This is a genomic window from Neisseria sp. DTU_2020_1000833_1_SI_GRL_NUU_006 (genome assembly GCA_032388755.1).
GTDB lineage: Bacteria > Pseudomonadota > Gammaproteobacteria > Burkholderiales > Neisseriaceae > Neisseria > Neisseria sicca_C.
This window is the reverse complement of record CP135593.1, coordinates 60,890-78,717: the sequence shown is the minus strand read 5'-3', so window position 1 is coordinate 78,717 and position 17,828 is coordinate 60,890. Positions and strand designations below refer to the sequence as shown.

The window sequence follows — 17,828 nt, the reverse complement described above, 5'->3', positions numbered from 1 at the left end:
AAAGCGTTGCGTTTCGTTGTTTTATCGGTTGTCAAAAGGCAGGCGCGCGGTAAAGTCTTCGTAGCTTTCCATGCCGCGCAGGAAGCGGGAGGAGAGTTCTTTTAATGCCCCCAAGTAAACGTCGCGTTTAAAATCAATCACTTCGTCAACGGGAGCCCAATATTGGTGCCAACGCCAGCCGTCAAATTCGGGATGGTGGCAGGCGCGCAGATTGATGTCGCTGTCGCGCCCGACCAGCCGCAAAAGATACCAAATCTGCTTCTGCCCGCGATACGAACCGCGCCATTCGCGGCGTACCCAGTGGCTCGGCACGTCGTAACGCAGCCAGTCGCGCGTGCGGCCGACGATTTTGATGTGTTGCGGCAGCAGTCCGACTTCTTCGTACAGCTCGCGGTACATGGCGGTTTCGGGGCTTTCGCCCGGCTTGATGCCGCCTTGCGGGAACTGCCAAGAATGTTCGCGCACACGCTTGCCCCAAAAGACTTCGTTGCGGTTGTTGATTAAGATGATACCGACATTGGGGCGATAGCCTTCTCTGTCTAACACGGTGTCGCCCTTCGTTAAATTCAATCGTGCGATTTTCCCATAAATCGGGCGGGTTTGACAAATCGGGAGACCGTATCGGCGGGTATTTGAAACCGGATACGGCAGGTTCCTTCAAACGCATCTGAAACATATATACTTCCTGCCTTATCTCAATTACCCCCTCATGTAATAATCTTTCTTTTGAGCCAAAGCAAGGCAACGCTACCGCATTTTAGGTTTAATACACTATTGTTTTTTATCCAACAAGACCGTACACCGGCATCCTTCAACACTGCCCTACCGCGACAGTTTTGCCGTCTTTCAGAAACGGCGTTCCCACCTCAATCTACTTTAAGGAAAATCATGGCTTCGCGCGATTTATACCCACAGGAAATTTTACAGGTCGTCCTCGATAAAAGCTGTGCCAAGGCACAATCCAGCGTTTCCACGCTGGCGGTTTTGAGCGTTTTGGCAGGCGGATACATCGGCTTCGGTTATCTGGCTTATTTGAAAGTGGTCAGCGGTATTCCGCACGAATGGGGCGGCTTGGCGACTTTGCTCGGTGCGGCAATGTTCCCCATCGCCTTGATCTGCATCCTGCTCGGCGGCGGCGAGCTGGTAACGAGCAATATGATGATTATGTCTTTGGGACGTTTGGCAGGGCGAATTTCCACAAAAATGCTGCTGCGCAACTGGGTCGTCGTGTGTCTGGGCAATTTAGTAGGAACGCTGGCGATGGCGTTTCTCCTCGGACACTATGTCGGCATGACCGAAGGCAGCGTGGCAGAAAAAACGATTGCGGTGGCGGAAGCCAAAGTCCATATGGATTTCGGCAGGTCCTTCGTCTCAGCGGTCGCGTGTAACTGGATGGTGTGTATGGGCGCGTGGCTGCACTTTGCCGCCAAACATACGGCAGGGCGGATGTTGGCGATTTGGTTTCCCGTGATGATTTTCGTATTAAACGGCTTCCAACACCTTGTCGCCAATATGTTCGTCATCCCCGCCGGTATTTTGGCGGGCGCAGACATTACATGGGGGCAGTTTTTCTTCAACATGATTCCCGTGTTTTTAGGCAATGTCTTAGGCGGCGCATCGTTTGTCGGTGCGTCGTACCTTTATACTTATAAAGATACGCTGAAAGATTGCGCCGAGTCTTGAATAGATTGGTATTGAAAAGGTTTAGAAACGCAAAGGTCGTCTGAAAACAGGATAAAACGTTTTCAGACGACCTTTGTCTTAGCTATCATCGTTCCGTTACCCTTTCAGAAAGCACATCATGAATACGCTGAACAAAACCCTGTTATCCGTTTCCGTCGCGCTGGGCTTAAACGCCTGCGCCAACGTCCAAACCGCCAAAACCTACGACTTGGACTTTTCCAAACAGAAATACACCGAACAAAGCATCGAAGTGAACGGTCAGGCGGTTAAATTCCGCGCTTACGAAAACGTGGTTTACGTCCGCAATCCTGTCGATACCCGCTACGAAATCATCAATATTTACGTCCCCGAAGCCTATTACAACGGCGGCGAGATAGACGGCTTTACCGCTGAAACCGCACCGATTTTCCTGCCCAACCAAATCGGCGGCTATATGCCTGCAGAACCGGGCAAACCTGCTTTAGAAGGCAAACGCGGCGAACCTGAAGACGGTCAAAAATCGCCGAACGCCGCGCTGACCGCCCTTTCCAAAGGCTACGTCGTCGCCTCCCCGGGCGCGCGCGGCAGAACGGAATCCACCGGCAAAGCACCCGCCGCCATCGTTGATTTGAAAGCCGCCGTCCGCTATCTGAAGGCCAACGACAAAACCATGCCCGGCGATGCCGAAAAAATCATTTCCAACGGCACAAGCGCGGGCGGCGCGATGTCCGCCCTCTTAGGCGCAACAGCCGACCAAAAAGATTACGAAAACCACCTCAAAGCCTTAGGCACGGCGGAAGGCAGCGACAAAGTTTTCGCCGTATCCGCCTACTGCCCGATTACCGACTTGGACCATGCCGACATGGCTTACGAATGGCAGTTCAACGGCGTTAACGACTATAAAAAAATGAACATTTCCATGCTCGACTACCGCGTCAAACGCGAGCTGGTCGCCGGCACGCTGACCGACGACGAGAAAAAACTGTCCGACCTCCTCAAACCGCTATACCCCGTCTATCTCAACAGCCTGAACCTGAAATCCCCCGAAGGCAAACCCCTGACGCTGGATGCCCAAGGCAACGGCAGCTTTAAAAACCATATTGCCGGCCTGCTCGCCCAATCCGCCCAGACCCAGCTTGACGCAGGCAAAGACTTGAGCGACCGCAAATGGCTGACTGTCCGCAACGGCAAAGTCGTCTCCGTCGATTTCGATGCCTACGCCAAAGCCGCCGGACGGCAAAAAACACCGCCTGCCTTTGACGGCGTAGATTTGAGCGCGGGCGAAAACCAGCTTTTCGGCACCGATACCGTCGATAAACGCCACTTCACCGCGTTTTCCATGCAACACAATACCGCCGCCAACGCCGAAATCGCGGACGAAGAAACCGTCAAAATCATGAACCCGCTCAACTACATCGGCAAACCGGGCGCGAACCTGCCGCAAAACTGGCGCATCCGCGTCGGCACCAACGACCGCGATACCTCGTTGGCAGTCTCCGCCATATTAGCCGCCAAACTGCAAAACAACGGCTACACCGTCGATTACGCCCTGCCTTGGGATGTCGGACACGGCGGCGATTATGACCTGGACGAACTGTTTGCCTGGATGAAGCAAATCAGCCGCAGCCCTGCGAAATAACGCCCATTCAGACAAATAAAAAGGTCGTCTGAAAACCAAAATCTTGGTTTTCAGACGACCTTTTGTTTCATTCAAATTAATGAGGCAATTCACCGCTACGGATTTTCTGTTTGAAATCCTGAGTTTCCCTGACAATTACTTTCGCCATCAGCAAGAGGGCGATTAAGTTGGGCAAAGCCATCAATCCGTTGAACGTATCCGAAGCGAGCCAAACCAAATCAAGACTCAAGACAGTTCCCAGCATGACCGAGGCGACGTAAAAAACACGGTAGAGACTCGCGGATTTTTCGCCGAATACATATGCCGCACATTTCTCACCGTAATAACACCAGCCTAAAATGGTCGAATAGGCAAAGAAAATCAAACCGATGGTAACGACCCATCCGCCGAAACCGGGCAGCATTTTTTGGAAGGTAACGGTAGTCAGCGCCGCGCCGCTCAATTCCGGTTTGACAAACTCACCGCCCGCGCCGAGCAAACCCATCACCAATACAATTCCCGTAATCGAGCAGACGACGATCGTGTCCAAAAACGTCCCGGTCATGGAAACCAATGCCTGGCGGACGGGATGGTCGGTTTTCGCGGCTGCAGCGGCAATCGGTGCGGAACCCATACCCGCCTCGTTAGAAAACACGCCGCGCGCCACGCCGTAGCGGATCACCGTCCCGATTGCGCCGCCTGCCACAGCCTGCGCGCTGAACGCATCAGAGAAAATCAGCTTGACAGCGGGTGCCAGTAAGTCCGAATTTACAGCAATAATGGCAATGCCGCCTAAAACGTAAAACACCGCCATCGCAGGTACGATAAACGAAGCAGCTTTAGCGATGCCTTTAATACCGCCCAAAACGACGATAGCGGTCAAAATGGTCAGGACGACGCCGGTATAGCCCGGTTCTACGCCGAAGCTCGTCTGAACGGCCTGCGCAACCGAGTTGGACTGTACCGAACTGCCGATACCGAACGAAGCGAATGTGCCGAATAAAGCAAACGCCAATGCCATCCATTTCCAGTTTTTGCCCAAGCCCTTTTCGATGTAATACATCGGTCCGCCGGACATTTCGCCTTTGGAGTTGGTCACGCGGTATTTCACCGCCAGCACGCCCTCGGCGTATTTGGTCGCCATACCGAAAATGGCGGTCATCCACATCCAAAATACCGCACCCGGGCCACCGGTAACCACGGCGGTTGCCACACCGGCAATGTTGCCTGTACCGATGGTGGCTGACAGAGCGGTCATCAAAGCAGCGAAATGGGAAATATCGCCTTCGTGGTCTTCACCGTCATCCGTTGTTTTCTGCGGCATAAACGCCTGCTTGAGCGCGTAACCGAGCATAGAAAATTGCAGGCCTTTGAGCATAACGGTCAACAAAACGCCCGTTCCGACCAACAACACCAGCATAACGGGTCCCCAGACCCAGCCGCTGACTGTTTCAAAAAACGCTTTTAAATTCTCCAAAAATAATTGCATATTTTCTCCTCATTGTGTTTTTAGTGTTCGGTCATTTCAGCATAAAGCGTTAAAAAAAGCAACGGTCTGATGATATGCTCCTTATTTTCTCTATAAATCCAAACTCATCAAGTCGGATCTAAATGTAGAGAACATTAAAATAAAAATACCCATCTGACGTCAGCCTGCGCAAATGGAAATCTGTATTTCAACATGACAAAAAGCCGATAAATATCGGCGACTGAAAATACCTGCCCTATCTGCACAAACATAAAAAGACGGAGCCTTCTATTTTGATTCACGATTAATTTCAGACGACCTTCTTGCCGCTAAAAAACCATCACTCAACATTTAAATCAAACGAACAGGCAAAAAAAGGCCGTCTGAAAGCCCCTTATTTCTTTCAGACGACCTTAGGTTCCCGCTTTGTATTGTTTTCGAGTATTTTATTGCAGGGTAAAACCTGCTTTGAAATCCAGCTTCGGTACGCCGATAACAAAACGCTCGCCGATGCTGTCTTCAAACTCGTAGGCGCCTTCAATACTGCCCCAAGGCGTACTAATCTGCGAGCCGCTGTTGTACTCGTATTCCTCACCGGGATACAGGACGGGCTGCTCTTCGATCAAACCGCCGTTTCCGACCTGCCCGATTTCCCCGTGCCCGTCGGTAACTTCCCAAAACCGCTGGCGCAATGTGATGACTTTGTTGCTGCGGTTGCAGATGGTGATTTGATAATTGAAAGCATAGCGGTCGCGATAAACATCGCTTTGTCCGGCGATGTAATGCGGCGTTACGTTGATTTCGATATTGTTCATTTGTTTACCCCGTATGGTTATGTTTTATTTAAATATTCAAAAAATAGGAAATGTTACTTTTTATGGTTTATCGACTTATGGTTCATCGACAGATATTTATACAAATTTGCGTGTATGGAAAATTTAAAAAATCCAAGTTGCGAGTGCCAATACCAGTCCGGTCATCAGTGCGGCGATCAGGTCGTCAAGCATAATACCCAGCCCGCCGTGGATGCGGCTGTCGAACCATTTAATTGGCCAAGGCTTAAGCATGTCGAACAGTCGGAACACGATAAAAGCCGCAAGCCACCAGCTCCAGCGGAAAGGCACGAAAGACAAAACCAAAATCATTGCTACGATTTCATCCCAAACGATACCCCCGTAATCCTGTATGCCCAGCTCTTTTTCGGTATAACCGCAAATGCGGATTCCCCAAACAAACATGGCGATACACAGCAATGCCAAAACCCAGCCGCCGATTCCGATCAAATGAAGGACAAATGCCAAAGGCAAAGCCGCCAAAGTACCGGCCGTTCCCGGCGCGACGGGAGAAAGACCGCTGCCGAAACCGAAGCCCAAGAAGCATAAAGGACGCTCTTTGAGCCATTTGAAAGTAGGTTTAAATTCAGCCAAAATGATCGAACCCCCGTGAAGTAAGCAATAATTCGCCGCCTTTTTTATCCTTTATTTTCAGACGGCCTGAGTTGTTTGTTTTCCCTATCCTCGTTACCGCCACACCGCATTGCGCTGCTGCGGCAAGGATTTCACTGCGACGGTCTGCGGAAGCGGTAAATACCAATTCATAATCGTCGCCGCCCGATAAGGCGAAAGCCGTCCATTGTTCTTCAGACAGCGATGTTCTCAATTCGTCGGGAACCGGCAACACATCTGTCGAAATTTCCGCCCCCAAAGACGACGCGGTCAAAATGTGCCCCAAATCCTGCGCCAGCCCGTCCGAAATATCTTGGGCGGCATGGGCAAGCGGCAAAAGTGCCAAACCCAAATCTACCCTTGGCTCCGGCCGGAGGAGTTTATCTTCGCAAAGTCCGAAGACTTTCGGCGGCAGTGAGCAGTTTTTCAGACGATGGTTTAATGCTGCCGCAGCCATACCGATTTGCCCGGACACCCAAATATCATCCCCTTCTTGCGCCGCATCGCGCCGCAGGGCTTGCCCTTGGGGCAGTTCGCCGACGATGGTGATGTTGAATACCAAATCACCTTTGGTCGTATCGCCGCCGATAAGCGTGATGCCGAAACGTTGTGCCAGCGAGAAGAAACTTTCGCAAAACCGCGTCAGCCATTTTTCGTCCAAATCGGGCAATCCCGCACTGAGCAGAACCCATTTTGGAACGGCACCCATCGCCGCCATATCGGATATGTTAACTGCAAGCATTTTCCATGCCAAATCTTCAGGAGAAACATCTGAAAAAAAATGTTTGTCCTTAATCAACATATCGGAACTAAAACACAAATCAAATCCGATACTTGGACGGATAATAGCTGCATCGTCCCCGATACCCAACACCAAACCTTCCGCCTGCTGTTTTTTCAAAAACTGTCTAATAAAGTCAAATTCTGTCATATTTAGTGTAAAAAATTGTCAACTCGTTTACATTACAGGAAACTGTCCGGCAAGACATCTCTTTTATAAATAGCGGTGTTCGTTGCATTATCACAAAAATTCACAACCAAAGGTCGTCTGAAAACACGATTCCGATAAGACGGAATGTTTTCAGACGACCTTTTCTGCTGCCAGCAATATTTCCACATTCCGCTCGGTCACTTCGGCTATCTCTTCAACAGCAACGCCGCGAATTTCAGCGGCGATGGCGGCGATTTGGCGGATGTTGGCGGGCGTGTTGATTTCGTTTTTCAGCATAAACGGGCTGTCGGTTTCCAAGACGAAGTCGGTGTCATTTAAGGTTTTGAGGGTTTCGCGTATTTTTCGTGCGTTCGGGTTGAGCAACAGCGAACCGATGCCGATTTTGAAACCCAGTGTCGTCAACACGTGCGCTTCTTCCGCGCTGCCGGAGAAGGCGTGAACGATGCCGCCTTGGGCAAAGCCTGTCTGCTTGACGGCGGCGGCGATGTCGGCGGTGGCTTTAAGATTATGGATAATCACGCAGCGGCGCAGGGTTTGCGCGATTTCAAGCTGGCGGCTGAAGACTTGGATTTGCCGTTCGCGCTGCGGCGGCGTTTGGGTTTTGTCGTAAAAATCCAAGCCGATTTCACCGACCCATGCCGTCGGAAGCGTTTGCAATGTTTGTTTCAAACGCTGGAAATCCGGTTCGGAAACGTCGTCTGAAAACCAAGGATGGATGCCGAGCGCGATATGGATGTTGCCCCAAAGCGGGTTTTCAGACGACCTTTGCACCAAATCCGCCACGTCCTGCCAATCCTGCGGCCGGGTCGCGGGAACGATAAACCGCCCTACCCCTGCCTCCCGCGCGGCGGTCAGGATGTGCGGCAGGTTTTCGCGCAAGGCGGGATCGGCAAGGTGGCAATGGGTGTCGGTGAAGTTCATCGGTTTCACACTAATTTTAGTCTTACCAATTCTTTGTGAACATCTTCCATCCCCCAGCCTTGTGATACGGCGAGGGTCATGAGCGCGGTGGCGGTTTCGAGGTTGCATTTGCCGCCGTTGATGATGCCCGAATTGCGGAACGCGTTGCCTTGCGCGTAAACGGCGGCGGTTCTGCCTTGTCGGACTTGGCTGATGTTGAGCAGCAGTTTGCCTTGCTGCGTAAAGTCTCGGACGGCGCGGATGAAGCCTTCGTCTGCGGGGGTGTTGCCGTGTCCGTAGCTTTGCAGGATAAGGGCGTGGGCGGGAAGCTGTCCGAGTCCGTCTGCAAGTTCTTGGACGGCAAAGCCGGGGATAAGCGTGCGGACGGCGATTTTTGCCTGCGGGTCGGGATAGCGGATTTTGAGGTCGTCTGAAACATCTGCCGCGTCTTGGGACGGGACGCAGATATTGTGCCAGCCTTGGGTTTCGTCCCATTCGGCGATGGCGCCGAAATGCGGATTGTCGAAGCCTGCGGCGGTTTCGGTACTGACTTTGCTGCTGCCGACGGCGGGATAAAGTTTGCCGTCAAAGGCGATGACGGTTTGTTTGAGCTTGAGGCTGAAGGCGGCGACGGCGGTGGAGAGGTTGCGCGGGGCATCACTGTTTTCGGCGGCGTAAGGCCATTGGGAGCCGGTCAGGACGATGGGTTTGCCCAAGCCTTGCAAGGCGAGCGCGAGGAGGTTGGCGGTGTACGCCATGCTGTCTGTGCCGTGCAGTATCAGGATGCCGTCGCAGGAAGGCAGTTTGGCGGCGATGATGTCCAGCCAGTCGCGCCAGTGTTGCAGGGTGACGGAGGAGGAATCAATCAACGGATTGCAGACGTGCCACTCAAAGTCGAGGTCGTCTGAAAAGGGGGAAAGGGCTTGGCTGACAAGCGCGGTATCGGGGCGCAGGCCTTCGCTGCTTTGGGTCATGCCTATGGTGCCGCCTGTGTAGAGGACGAAGATTTTTTGTTTCATGGACATCATCGGGTCGTCTGAAAATAATGATGCGGCTTATTTAACTATATTTCGGACAGGCTGGCAATTTGGCGGCGCAGACGGTTTTCAGACGACCTTGAAATGAAAAAGCACCCCGAGGCTGCCGATATTTGATTTTCCGAGTGGATTTTTATTCACGAAGCAGAAGATTCAAGGCAGAAGACACCGCTTTGGGGATAAAAAACACAGAAACTATTGAATATCGGCAGACTTTTCAGGGGGCTTGATTTTATTGTTCGCTTTGCTCGGCTTTTTTGGCTGCTTTGGCGGCTTTGCGCTGCGCCCGCTTTTCGCTCAATTTGGTACGGTAGAACTGGAGGCGCTGGCGTTTTTTCCACCAAAACCAAGCCAACACCACTGCAAATATACCCAAAACAGTAAAGATGCCGGATTGCAGGCTGTGCATTTTTGCCATCAGCCAATCGATGTTGTGCGCGCCGTATTCGCCCAAATAAATCCAAACCGGCACGGAAACCAACGCGGCAAGCCCGTCCATCAGGATGAAGCGGGTATAGGAAACTTTGCGGCTGATGCCAGCGGTCACGAAAACGGCGGTACGCAAGCCGGGCAGGAAGCGGGCGACAAACAATACCCAGTTGCCGTATTTGTCGAATTTTTCCTGCACCTGCGCGTAACGCTTGGGCGTCATCACGCGGGCAATCGGTTTGAACTTAAGGATTTTCTGCCCCCACAAGCGTCCGGCGACAAACATAAATCCGTCGCCCGCCAACACGCCGAGCATACCGACGACAACCATCCAATGCGAATTGGTGTACCCCAAGCCGGAAATCACACCGCCTGTCACCAGCGTCAAATCTTCGGGAATCGGTACGCCAAAGCCGCAGATGACCAAAACGAAAAACACGGCTGCGTAGCCGTATTGGACAAAAAAGGCTTCTAAAAAGGCAAACATGGCGTATCCGTCGGTTGTAATGTGGAGGGGAAATTCATTTGAACTGAATGTCGTATTTTACCAAAGATAGGGTCGTCTGAAAGAAATAACAAGGAAGGTTATGAAAATAGGCGTGAACAATATGAATTAATCTGTTTCAGACGACCTTGAATCCTAAAAAACACAGTGGATTAACCTTAAACCGGCATGGCGTTCCCCGCCTTGCCCTGATTTAAAATCAATCCACTGTACCGCCGTTCCCGCTTACACGGAAATGACGGCAGTTTCAAGGTTTGTTAAAAACCCGATTTATTGTCCGACAGCATTACTGCTTGCCGGTGATGGCTGCTGCGATGCGTTCCGCACCTTTTTTCGCCCAGTCCGCCTGACGCGCTTCGACCATGACGCGCACGACCGGCTCAGTACCCGATGCGCGCAAGACAACGCGGCCTTTGCCTTCGAGTTCTTTTTCCACTTCAGCCAATACGTCTTTCGAGGCTTCCTGCCATTTCTGACCTTTTTGGATGCGCACGTTGATCATGGTTTGCGGATACGGCTGCCAATCGGCGCAAACGGTGGCGAGGTCTTGGTTCAGGATTTGCAGCGCCGCCAAAACTTGCAGCGCGGAGATGATGCCGTCGCCGGTGTTGTGTTTGTCCATGCACAAAATATGGCCGCTGGCTTCGCCGCCGATGAGCCAGCCGCGTTGGTTCAGTTGTTCCAACACATAGCGGTCGCCGACTTTGGCGCGGCAGAAATCGACGCCCTGCTCTTTCAGGGCAATTTCCATCGCCATATTGGTCATGACCGTACCGACCACGCCGCCGATGTTGATGCCTTCGCGCGCACGGGCTTTGGCGATGACGTAAATCAGGCTGTCGCCGTCGTACACTTTGCCGTTGCGGTCGACCATCATCAGGCGGTCGCCGTCGCCGTCCAAAGCGATGCCGTAGTCGGCTTCGTTTTGCAATACGGCGGCCTGCAAGGCTTTAGGATGGGTCGCGCCGCATTTTTCGTTGATGTTGTAGCCGTTCGGTTCGTCGCCGATGCTGACGACTTGCGCGCCGAGTTCGTGGAACACTTTGGGCGCAACGTCATAGCCTGCGCCATGCGCGGTATCGACCACCAATTTCAGGCCGCGCAAATCCAAATGGCTGGGGAAGGTGGATTTGCAGAATTCGATATAGCGGTCGTCCGCGCCGTTGATGCGGCGGGCGCGTCCGAGTCGGGCGGACGGCTGGGTTTTCATTTCCTCGTCGATTTTGGCTTCGATTTCCAATTCGATTTCATCGCTCAGTTTCACGCCGCCTTCGGCAAAGAATTTGATGCCGTTGTCGGAATACACATTGTGCGACGCGGAAATCATCACGCCGGCGGACAAACGCAGCGCGCGGGTCAGATAAGCCACACCCGGCGTAGGCAGCGGGCCGGTTTGGATGACGTTAACACCTGCGGCGGTAAAACCTGCCACCAGCGCGGCTTCGAGCATATAGCCGGAAATACGCGTGTCTTTGCCGATAAGGACGGTCGGCTTCTGCCCGCCGTCATGCTGCACCAACACCTGCCCCGCCGCATAACCGAGTTTCAATACGAAATCGGGAGTAATCGGGAACTGACCGACTTCGCCGCGCACGCCGTCCGTGCCGAAATATTTTTTTGCCATGAGTTTGCTCCGTGAGGATGTTTTTAGAATGGGGTTACCCGTAAATGTCATAACGGGCAGTATAGGGGATTTTATGCAAAACTGTTGGGATTTATGTTTAGCGTCATTAGATTGCGCCTGAGCGGTATAGTTTCTTATTTTATCAAAATACGGAACAAGTTAACCGGATTAAACAAACAGGTCGTCTGAAACCGTCCAACTCGTTTTCAGACGACCTCTTTATCACCACTTCAGGGGCTGCCGACATTTCATTTTCCAAGTGGTTTTTTGCTTCCAAAACGAAAACTATCGGACGCCGGCAGGTCCTAAAGCGTCCCACACCTTCAACGCATCCGCCGTCGCCTTCACATCATGCACCCGTACGATTTGCGCACCGCGCGCCACGGAAGCCAACGCTGCCGCCACGCTGCCGTGTACGCGTTCCGCCGCATTTGCCTCGCCGGTCAGCTCGCCTATCGTGCTCTTGCGCGACACGCCGACCAGCAGCGGCAAACCGGTTTCCGCCATCAATTCGGGCAAATGCCGCATCAGCGCGATATTGTGTTGCAAGGTTTTGCCGAAGCCGGAGCCGAAACCGGGGTCGAGTGTGATGCGTTGCGGTGCGATGCCTGCCGCGACACATTCCGCCGCCCGCGCCTTCAAATACCTTGCCACTTCGCCGACAACATCCTGATATTTCGGATTAATCTGCATGTTTTCCGGCAAACCCTGCATGTGCATCAGGCAAATGCCCGTATCCGCCTGACACGCCAGCAATTCGAGCGCGCCTTCGTCGGTCAACGCCGCCACATCGTTAATAATATCGATGCCGCCGAGTGCCAACGCTTTTTCCATAACCACCGTGCGGCGCGTGTCCAAACTGACGGGAACGCCCCACCCCGCCACTTCTGCCAATACAGGTTCAACCCGCGCCCATTCTTCTTCAGGCGAAACATAATCCGCACCTGCCCGCGTCGATTCTCCGCCGATGTCGAGAATGTCCGCACCCTCTTTTAGAAGCTGTTCGGCGTGTGCCAAGGCTGTTTGGGCATTTTGCGAATACACGCCGCCGTCGGAAAAAGAATCGGGCGTCAGGTTGACGATACCCATGATTTTCGGCTTGTCCAAACCGATTTCAAACCTGCCTGCCTGCCAGATGCGCGTGGTCATGATGGTGTTCCGTAAAATAATGAAGACGAAATTATAGCTCGTCTGAAAACATCATGCAGCTTTCAGACGACCCCGTTTTACAAATCCTGCCGTTTAATGCAAAAATCAGGTTTTCCGCCACCATCCGTCTGACAAAGGAAGCATCATGTACCGACACGTCGAATACTACCCCGGCGACCCGATTTTGAGTTTGGTCGAAACCTTCAAAAACGACCCGCGTCCCGAAAAAGTCAATTTGAGCATAGGCATTTATTTCGATGATGAAGGCAAAATGCCCGTATTGGAATCCGTAAACCGTGCCGAAACCGCCCGCGCCGCCACGCCCGCGCCGTCGCCCTACCTGCCTATGGAAGGCTTGAACACTTACCGCAGTGCGGTGCAGCATTTATTGTTCGGCAAAGACAACCCCGCGCTTGCGCAAGGACGCATCGTTACCGTACAAACTTTGGGCGGCTCGGGCGCGCTCAAAGTCGGAGCGGACTTCCTGCACCGCTGGTTCCCCGAAGCGCGCGCCTACGTCAGCGACCCGACTTGGGACAACCATCGCGGCATTTTTGAAGGCGCCGGTTTCGAGGTCGGCACTTATCCTTATTACGACCCCGCCACCGTCGGCGTGAAATTCGACGAAATGACCGCGTTTTTCAACACCCTGCCCGAACACAGCGTCCTAATCCTACACCCCTGCTGCCACAATCCGACCGGCGTGGATATGTCGGAACAGCAATGGGACGAAGTGTTGCAAATCATCAAAACGCGCAAACTGATTCCGTTTATGGACATCGCCTACCAAGGCTTCGGCGGCGATTTGGACAGCGATGCCTACGCCATCCGCAAAGCGGTGGAAATGGATTTGCCGCTGTTCGTCAGCAATTCATTCTCGAAAAACCTGTCGCTCTACGGCGAGCGCGTCGGCGGCTTGAGCGTGGTTTGCCCGAATAAAGAAGAAGCGGAATTGGTGTTCGGTCAACTCAAATTTACCGTCCGCCGCATCTACTCCAGCCCGCCCGCACATGGCGCCTATATCGCCGCCGACGTGATGAACAGCCCGGAACTTTACGCCTTGTGGCAAAAAGAAGTCTATGTCATGCGCGACCGCATCCGCGCCATGCGGCAGAAACTTTATGACGTCTTGACCGTCCAAATCCCTGACCGCGATTTCACTTATTTCATCAAACAGCGCGGCATGTTCAGCTACACAGGATTGAGCGTGGAACAAGTCCGCAGGCTGCGCGACGAATTTGCCGTTTACCTGCTGGATTCGGGCAGGATGTGCGTCGCCGGGCTGAACGCATCGAATATCGCCTATGTTGCCGATGCGTTTGCCGAAGTGTTGAAATAAAACGCAAAAAGTAAAAGGTCGTCTGAAACCTGATGTAGTTTTATTTGAAGTAAGTCAAAAGGCCGCCCGAAAAATTTTCATCTTTCAGACGGCCTCTCTATAATTGGCGCACCCAACAGGGATCGAACCTGTGACCTCCAGCTTCGGAAACTGACACTCTTCCAACTGAGCTATGGGTGCGAAGAAGGCGTAAGATTAACGCAAATCCCGCCTGTTGGCAAAGCCTATTATGCAGGATGGCGCAAACAAGACAAATTTGAAGAAAAATCCCATAAAATAATCAACAACATACACAACTCACCCCCTAACAGGCGGCAAAAAACCGCCGCCTTTGCGTATATTTTCCACAAGAGCGATTGGAAAGCCCTTGTGAATTCAGTATAATCCAGCAAAATATTGTTAACTGCGTTTAACACACCAAACTATAACTCAAAGCACAACCTAACCTAACGGCGAGGCCTACCAAATGAAACAACTCCGCGACTCCAAAGCCCAAGGCTCTGCATTGTTTACCCTTGTGAGCGGTATCGTTATTGCCATTGCAGTCATTTACTTCCTCATCAAATTGGCGGGCAGCGGCTCGTATGCAGACGTTGCCCAATCTTCCGAAACTGCTACCCAAACCCGCATCCAGCCCGTAGGACAGCTTACCTTGGGAGACGGCATTCCGGTAGGCGAACGCAAAGGCGATCAGATTTTCAACAAAATCTGTATCCAGTGCCACGGCGCAGACAGCTCCGTACCCAACGCGCCGAAAATCGAAAATAACGGCAACTGGGCGCCCCGTATCGCCCAAGGCTTCGATACTCTTTTCCAACACGCTCTGAACGGCTTTAACGCCATGCCTGCAAAAGGCGGCGCAGCCGATTTGACCGACCAAGAACTCAAACGCGTCATCACTTACATGGCGAACAAGAGCGGCGGTACCTTCCCTGATCCGGATGCCGCAGCACCTGCCGATCAAGCCGCTTCAGGCAATGCAGCCGCCTCCGCACCGGCCGCTGCCGGCTCTGCCCCCGCAGCCGATGCACCTAAAGCCGAAGACAAAGGCGCAGCCGCTCCTGCGGCCTCCGGCGCAGACGGTAAAAAAGTTTTCGAAGCAACCTGTCAGGCATGTCACGGCGGCGCAGTCCCCGGCATTCCAGGCATAGGTAAAAAAGACGAATGGGCTTCGCGCATCAAACAAGGTAAAGAAACCCTGCACAAACACGCTCTCGAAGGCTTCAACGCCATGCCTGCAAAAGGTGGCAACGCCGGCCTGAGCGATGATGAAGTCAAAGCAGCGGTCGACTACATGGCCAACCAATCAGGCGCTAAATTCTGATTTGTTCAAAAAACGCCATATATCCCATCAAAAACGCACCTTTGAACAAGGTGCGTTTTTTATGAGTTCCAAGAAATATGTAATCCCCTATCAACGCAGGTTTGGGACAAATATCATCCCCACTTCATTTAGGATATATTTTATTCATTAACCCGTTCATTCTACCCTGCCTACACAAAACATACTGAGATAGAAAGAACAGCATTAAATTTTCTTTCAATTGGCAGCACAACAAGATTTTCAATTCACGCACACTGTTTATAAAAACCAATCTAAAAAAGGTCGTCTGAAACCTTATTTGGGTTTTCAGACGACCTTTTTTTACTTTTGAAGTTTACTGCTTATTTTGCTGCCGAAGCCGTAGAGGCTGCTTCGGCTTTTGCACCGACAGCTGCATCTTCACGCCATGCAGCAGGATATTTATAGCCTTCGAAGCGTTTGTGCGCATAGGCTTTGAACTCATCGGAGTTATAGGCTTCGGTTACATCTTTGAGCCATTGGCTGTCTTTATCGGCAGTTTTGACTGCTGCCCAGTTAACATAGGCAAAGCTCGGCTCTTGGAACAGGGCTTCGGTCAGCTTCATACCGCTGCTCATGGCATAGTTGCCGTTTACGATGGCGAAATCAACATCGGCGCGGCTGCGTGGCAGTTGCGCGGCTTCAAGTTCTACGATTTTGATGTTTTTCGGATTTTCGGCGATGTCTGCTTTGGAAGCAGTCAGCGGATTAACGCCGTCTTTCAACTTAACCCAACCCAATTCGTTCAACATCACCAGCGCACGGGCGAAGTTGGACGGGTCGTTAGGCGCGGAAACACTGCTGCCGTCTTTGACTTCGTCCAAAGATTTCAGTTTGCCCGGATACAGGCCCAAAGGCGCAGTCGGCACTTGGAAAGTCTCAGTAATGTCTAATTTGTGTTCTTTTTTAAAGTCATCCAAATAAGGTTTGTGTTGGAAAATATTGATGTCCAGCTCGCCTTCGGCCAAAGCAAGGTTGGGACGGACGTAGTCGGTAAACTCGACCAGTTTGACGGTGTAGCCTTTTTTCTCCAGCGCAGGTTGGATTTGATCTTTGACCATGTCGCCAAAGTCGCCGACGGTTGTGCCGAAGACGATTTCCTTTTTCGCCGCGCCGTTGTCGGCGGCCGGCGATGCGGCGGATGCGGCAGGTGCGCTGTCTTTTTGACCGCCGCAGGCTGCCAACATAACGGCTAGCGCAGCAGCAGAAAGGGTTTTGATTAAGGTGTTCGCTTGCATATTTTGCTCCTGATTATTTATCGAAACGGTTTTCAGACGACCTTTGTCATCAAAAGATAAGGATTTTAAATCTATTTGGGCAGCTTGCGGACGTTTTTTGCAGAATCAAAATATTAAAAGGTCGTCTGAAACCTGATTTGGGATTTCAGACGACCTTTTAACATGTCGCCACGAATCGGTTTTTACTTTATAAATCGATGTGTGAAGACAGTACCTGACCGCTGTTGGCATCGACGCGTACTTCGTATTTTTGGATGCCGTTGACGGTTTCCACTTTATAAACCGACGGGCCTTTTTTATAGCTCAAATCGGCATCCTTCGCGCGGCCGCCTGTTTCGGCTTCGGCTGCGGCAATCGCCTGTTTCAGGGAAATATTGGTGTTCGGCAGCGGTTGGAGCGGTTTTTTGTCGTAGTCCGGGCGGCTTTCGATGATGTGCCCGTTGGCTGCATCGACGAAGACTTCTTGTTTCTGGTCATCGGCAACTATTTCTACTTTATAGTAGCTCTGACCGTTTTTGTGGCGGAAATCGACTTCGACGGCGCGGCCGGGAATTTTGGCCACTGCGTAATCGACAGCTTGGGCGGCACTGATTTTGCTACTGGAGAAAGCGGCGGCTTTGGTTCCGGGTATTATGGCACCTGCGGCATATGCACCGACACTGGCAGTACCGATGGTCAGAGCGGTTGCGACGGCGATGATGAGACCTTTTTTGCTGAATTTCATGATGTTTCCTTTTTTGTCGGATAAAAATAAAAATGTTTGTGTATTTGAAATCTGCCAACAGTGTCTGCTGGATTGAGCGTATTAAAACAAGCCAAACTTAAGCGAACCTTAAGAAAAAGATTTTTCTATAAATTTTATTCAAATTATTGTTTTTATTTTATATTTATTCCTCCAAAATTTCTTAAGTTCTACTTAAGCCCAGCCTGTTTTAATGACAGGCCTCAGCCTGAAACCAAGGGTAAAGCGGGCAGTCTGCATGATGTTCCATTGCCATCCCGACTTTGGTTTTCAGACGACCCTGTCTTACATTATTGTTTTGAAGCAAGGCAGTACAACAAAACGAGTTTCAAGCCAATCCGCTATATAATCCATATCATATAGAGCCAATTAAAATAG

General features: G+C 51.8%; 16 protein-coding genes and 1 tRNA gene. 4 read left to right on the top strand and 13 right to left on the bottom strand.

The genetic code is table 11. The features are described 5' to 3' along the window. Positions 1–21: 21 nt before the first annotated feature. Positions 22–546, bottom strand: a complete 525-nt coding sequence (locus RSJ68_00375; protein ID WNU97260.1) for an RNA pyrophosphohydrolase — start codon at positions 544–546, stop codon at positions 22–24. 342 nt (positions 547–888) lie between these two features. On the opposite strand from RSJ68_00375, the gene RSJ68_00370 reads away from it, so the two are divergent. Then, positions 889–1,683 carry a formate/nitrite transporter family protein gene (locus RSJ68_00370; protein ID WNU97259.1) on the top strand — a complete coding sequence of 265 codons (795 nt, stop codon included), beginning with the start codon at positions 889–891 and terminating at the stop codon, positions 1,681–1,683. 118 nt (positions 1,684–1,801) lie between these two features. Further along, positions 1,802–3,301, top strand: coding sequence for a subtype B tannase (locus RSJ68_00365; protein ID WNU97258.1), 1,500 nt, complete (start codon positions 1,802–1,804; stop codon positions 3,299–3,301). Positions 3,302–3,377: 76 nt separating this feature from the next. Here RSJ68_00365 and RSJ68_00360 read toward each other — a convergent pair whose 3' ends face one another. The 9 genes from RSJ68_00360 to folP form a co-directional block, all read right to left on the bottom strand. Beyond that, the gene (locus RSJ68_00360) at positions 3,378–4,769 is read right to left on the bottom strand and encodes a sodium:alanine symporter family protein (GenBank protein WNU97257.1); all 1,392 of its coding nucleotides are present in this window, start codon (positions 4,767–4,769) and stop codon (positions 3,378–3,380) included. Positions 4,770–5,194: 425 nt separating this feature from the next. Further along, complete coding sequence (apaG, locus tag RSJ68_00355) at positions 5,195–5,563, bottom strand: Co2+/Mg2+ efflux protein ApaG (GenBank protein ID WNU97256.1); 369 nt, start codon at positions 5,561–5,563, stop codon at positions 5,195–5,197. Between the two features lie 123 nt (positions 5,564–5,686). Then, a complete protein-coding gene (locus RSJ68_00350) occupies positions 5,687–6,175 on the bottom strand; it encodes a phosphatidylglycerophosphatase A (GenBank protein WNU97255.1) in 489 nt (162 codons plus the stop codon). After that, entirely contained in the window at positions 6,168–7,124 is a 957-nt protein-coding gene (gene thiL, locus RSJ68_00345) for a thiamine-phosphate kinase (GenBank protein ID WNU97254.1), read from the bottom strand. Before thiL ends, RSJ68_00350 begins: the two co-directional genes overlap by 8 nt. 150 nt (positions 7,125–7,274) lie before the next feature. Then, complete coding sequence (locus RSJ68_00340; GenBank protein ID WNU97253.1) at positions 7,275–8,066, bottom strand: TatD family hydrolase; 792 nt, start codon at positions 8,064–8,066, stop codon at positions 7,275–7,277. Positions 8,067–8,071: 5 nt separating this feature from the next. Beyond that, entirely contained in the window at positions 8,072–9,064 is a 993-nt protein-coding gene (locus RSJ68_00335; GenBank protein WNU97252.1) for an asparaginase, read from the bottom strand. Between the two features lie 250 nt (positions 9,065–9,314). Beyond that, entirely contained in the window at positions 9,315–9,998 is a 684-nt protein-coding gene (locus RSJ68_00330) for a DedA family protein (protein ID WNU97251.1), read from the bottom strand. A gap of 304 nt (positions 9,999–10,302) precedes the next feature. After that, positions 10,303–11,640, bottom strand: a complete 1,338-nt coding sequence (glmM, locus tag RSJ68_00325) for a phosphoglucosamine mutase (protein WNU97250.1) — start codon at positions 11,638–11,640, stop codon at positions 10,303–10,305. A 285-nt stretch (positions 11,641–11,925) separates the two neighbouring features. Further along, a complete protein-coding gene (gene folP, locus RSJ68_00320; GenBank protein WNU97249.1) occupies positions 11,926–12,789 on the bottom strand; it encodes a dihydropteroate synthase in 864 nt (287 codons plus the stop codon). Positions 12,790–12,934: 145 nt separating this feature from the next. Here folP and RSJ68_00315 point away from each other — a divergent pair, with 145 nt between their 5' ends. Further along, on the top strand, positions 12,935–14,128 hold the full coding sequence (locus RSJ68_00315; protein WNU97248.1) for an amino acid aminotransferase: 1,194 nt from the start codon (positions 12,935–12,937) through the stop codon (positions 14,126–14,128). 104 nt (positions 14,129–14,232) lie between these two features. Here RSJ68_00315 and RSJ68_00310 read toward each other — a convergent pair. Further along, positions 14,233–14,308, bottom strand: a tRNA-Arg gene (locus RSJ68_00310). Between the two features lie 286 nt (positions 14,309–14,594). Between RSJ68_00310 and RSJ68_00305 the strand changes: the two genes are divergently transcribed. Further along, entirely contained in the window at positions 14,595–15,452 is an 858-nt protein-coding gene (locus RSJ68_00305) for a c-type cytochrome (GenBank protein ID WNU97247.1), read from the top strand. 341 nt (positions 15,453–15,793) lie between these two features. On the opposite strand, the gene RSJ68_00300 is transcribed toward RSJ68_00305, so the two are convergent. Next, a complete protein-coding gene (locus RSJ68_00300) occupies positions 15,794–16,708 on the bottom strand; it encodes a MetQ/NlpA family ABC transporter substrate-binding protein (GenBank protein WNU97246.1) in 915 nt (304 codons plus the stop codon). Positions 16,709–16,895: 187 nt separating this feature from the next. Then, positions 16,896–17,432: a PepSY domain-containing protein gene (locus RSJ68_00295; protein ID WNU97245.1), complete on the bottom strand. Its 537-nt coding sequence runs from the start codon at positions 17,430–17,432 to the stop codon at positions 16,896–16,898. Positions 17,433–17,828: the final 396 nt, after the last annotated feature.

What these genes read in the sequence shown, in the direction of transcription:
- glmM (WNU97250.1), bottom strand. Translation starts at nt 11,640, where the DNA reads ATGGCAAAAAAATATTTCGGCACGGACGGCGTGCGCGGCGAAGTCGGT.
- RSJ68_00365 (WNU97258.1), top strand. Translation starts at nt 1,802, where the DNA reads ATGAATACGCTGAACAAAACCCTGTTATCCGTTTCCGTCGCGCTGGGC.
- RSJ68_00305 (WNU97247.1), top strand. Translation starts at nt 14,595, where the DNA reads ATGAAACAACTCCGCGACTCCAAAGCCCAAGGCTCTGCATTGTTTACC.
- folP (WNU97249.1), bottom strand. Translation starts at nt 12,789, where the DNA reads ATGACCACGCGCATCTGGCAGGCAGGCAGGTTTGAAATCGGTTTGGAC.
- thiL (WNU97254.1), bottom strand. Translation starts at nt 7,124, where the DNA reads ATGACAGAATTTGACTTTATTAGACAGTTTTTGAAAAAACAGCAGGCG.
- RSJ68_00370 (WNU97259.1), top strand. Translation starts at nt 889, where the DNA reads ATGGCTTCGCGCGATTTATACCCACAGGAAATTTTACAGGTCGTCCTC.
- RSJ68_00315 (WNU97248.1), top strand. Translation starts at nt 12,935, where the DNA reads ATGTACCGACACGTCGAATACTACCCCGGCGACCCGATTTTGAGTTTG.
- RSJ68_00300 (WNU97246.1), bottom strand. Translation starts at nt 16,708, where the DNA reads ATGCAAGCGAACACCTTAATCAAAACCCTTTCTGCTGCTGCGCTAGCC.
- RSJ68_00335 (WNU97252.1), bottom strand. Translation starts at nt 9,064, where the DNA reads ATGAAACAAAAAATCTTCGTCCTCTACACAGGCGGCACCATAGGCATG.
- RSJ68_00295 (WNU97245.1), bottom strand. Translation starts at nt 17,432, where the DNA reads ATGAAATTCAGCAAAAAAGGTCTCATCATCGCCGTCGCAACCGCTCTG.
- RSJ68_00340 (WNU97253.1), bottom strand. Translation starts at nt 8,066, where the DNA reads ATGAACTTCACCGACACCCATTGCCACCTTGCCGATCCCGCCTTGCGC.
- RSJ68_00360 (WNU97257.1), bottom strand. Translation starts at nt 4,769, where the DNA reads ATGCAATTATTTTTGGAGAATTTAAAAGCGTTTTTTGAAACAGTCAGC.
- RSJ68_00330 (WNU97251.1), bottom strand. Translation starts at nt 9,998, where the DNA reads ATGTTTGCCTTTTTAGAAGCCTTTTTTGTCCAATACGGCTACGCAGCC.
- apaG (WNU97256.1), bottom strand. Translation starts at nt 5,563, where the DNA reads ATGAACAATATCGAAATCAACGTAACGCCGCATTACATCGCCGGACAA.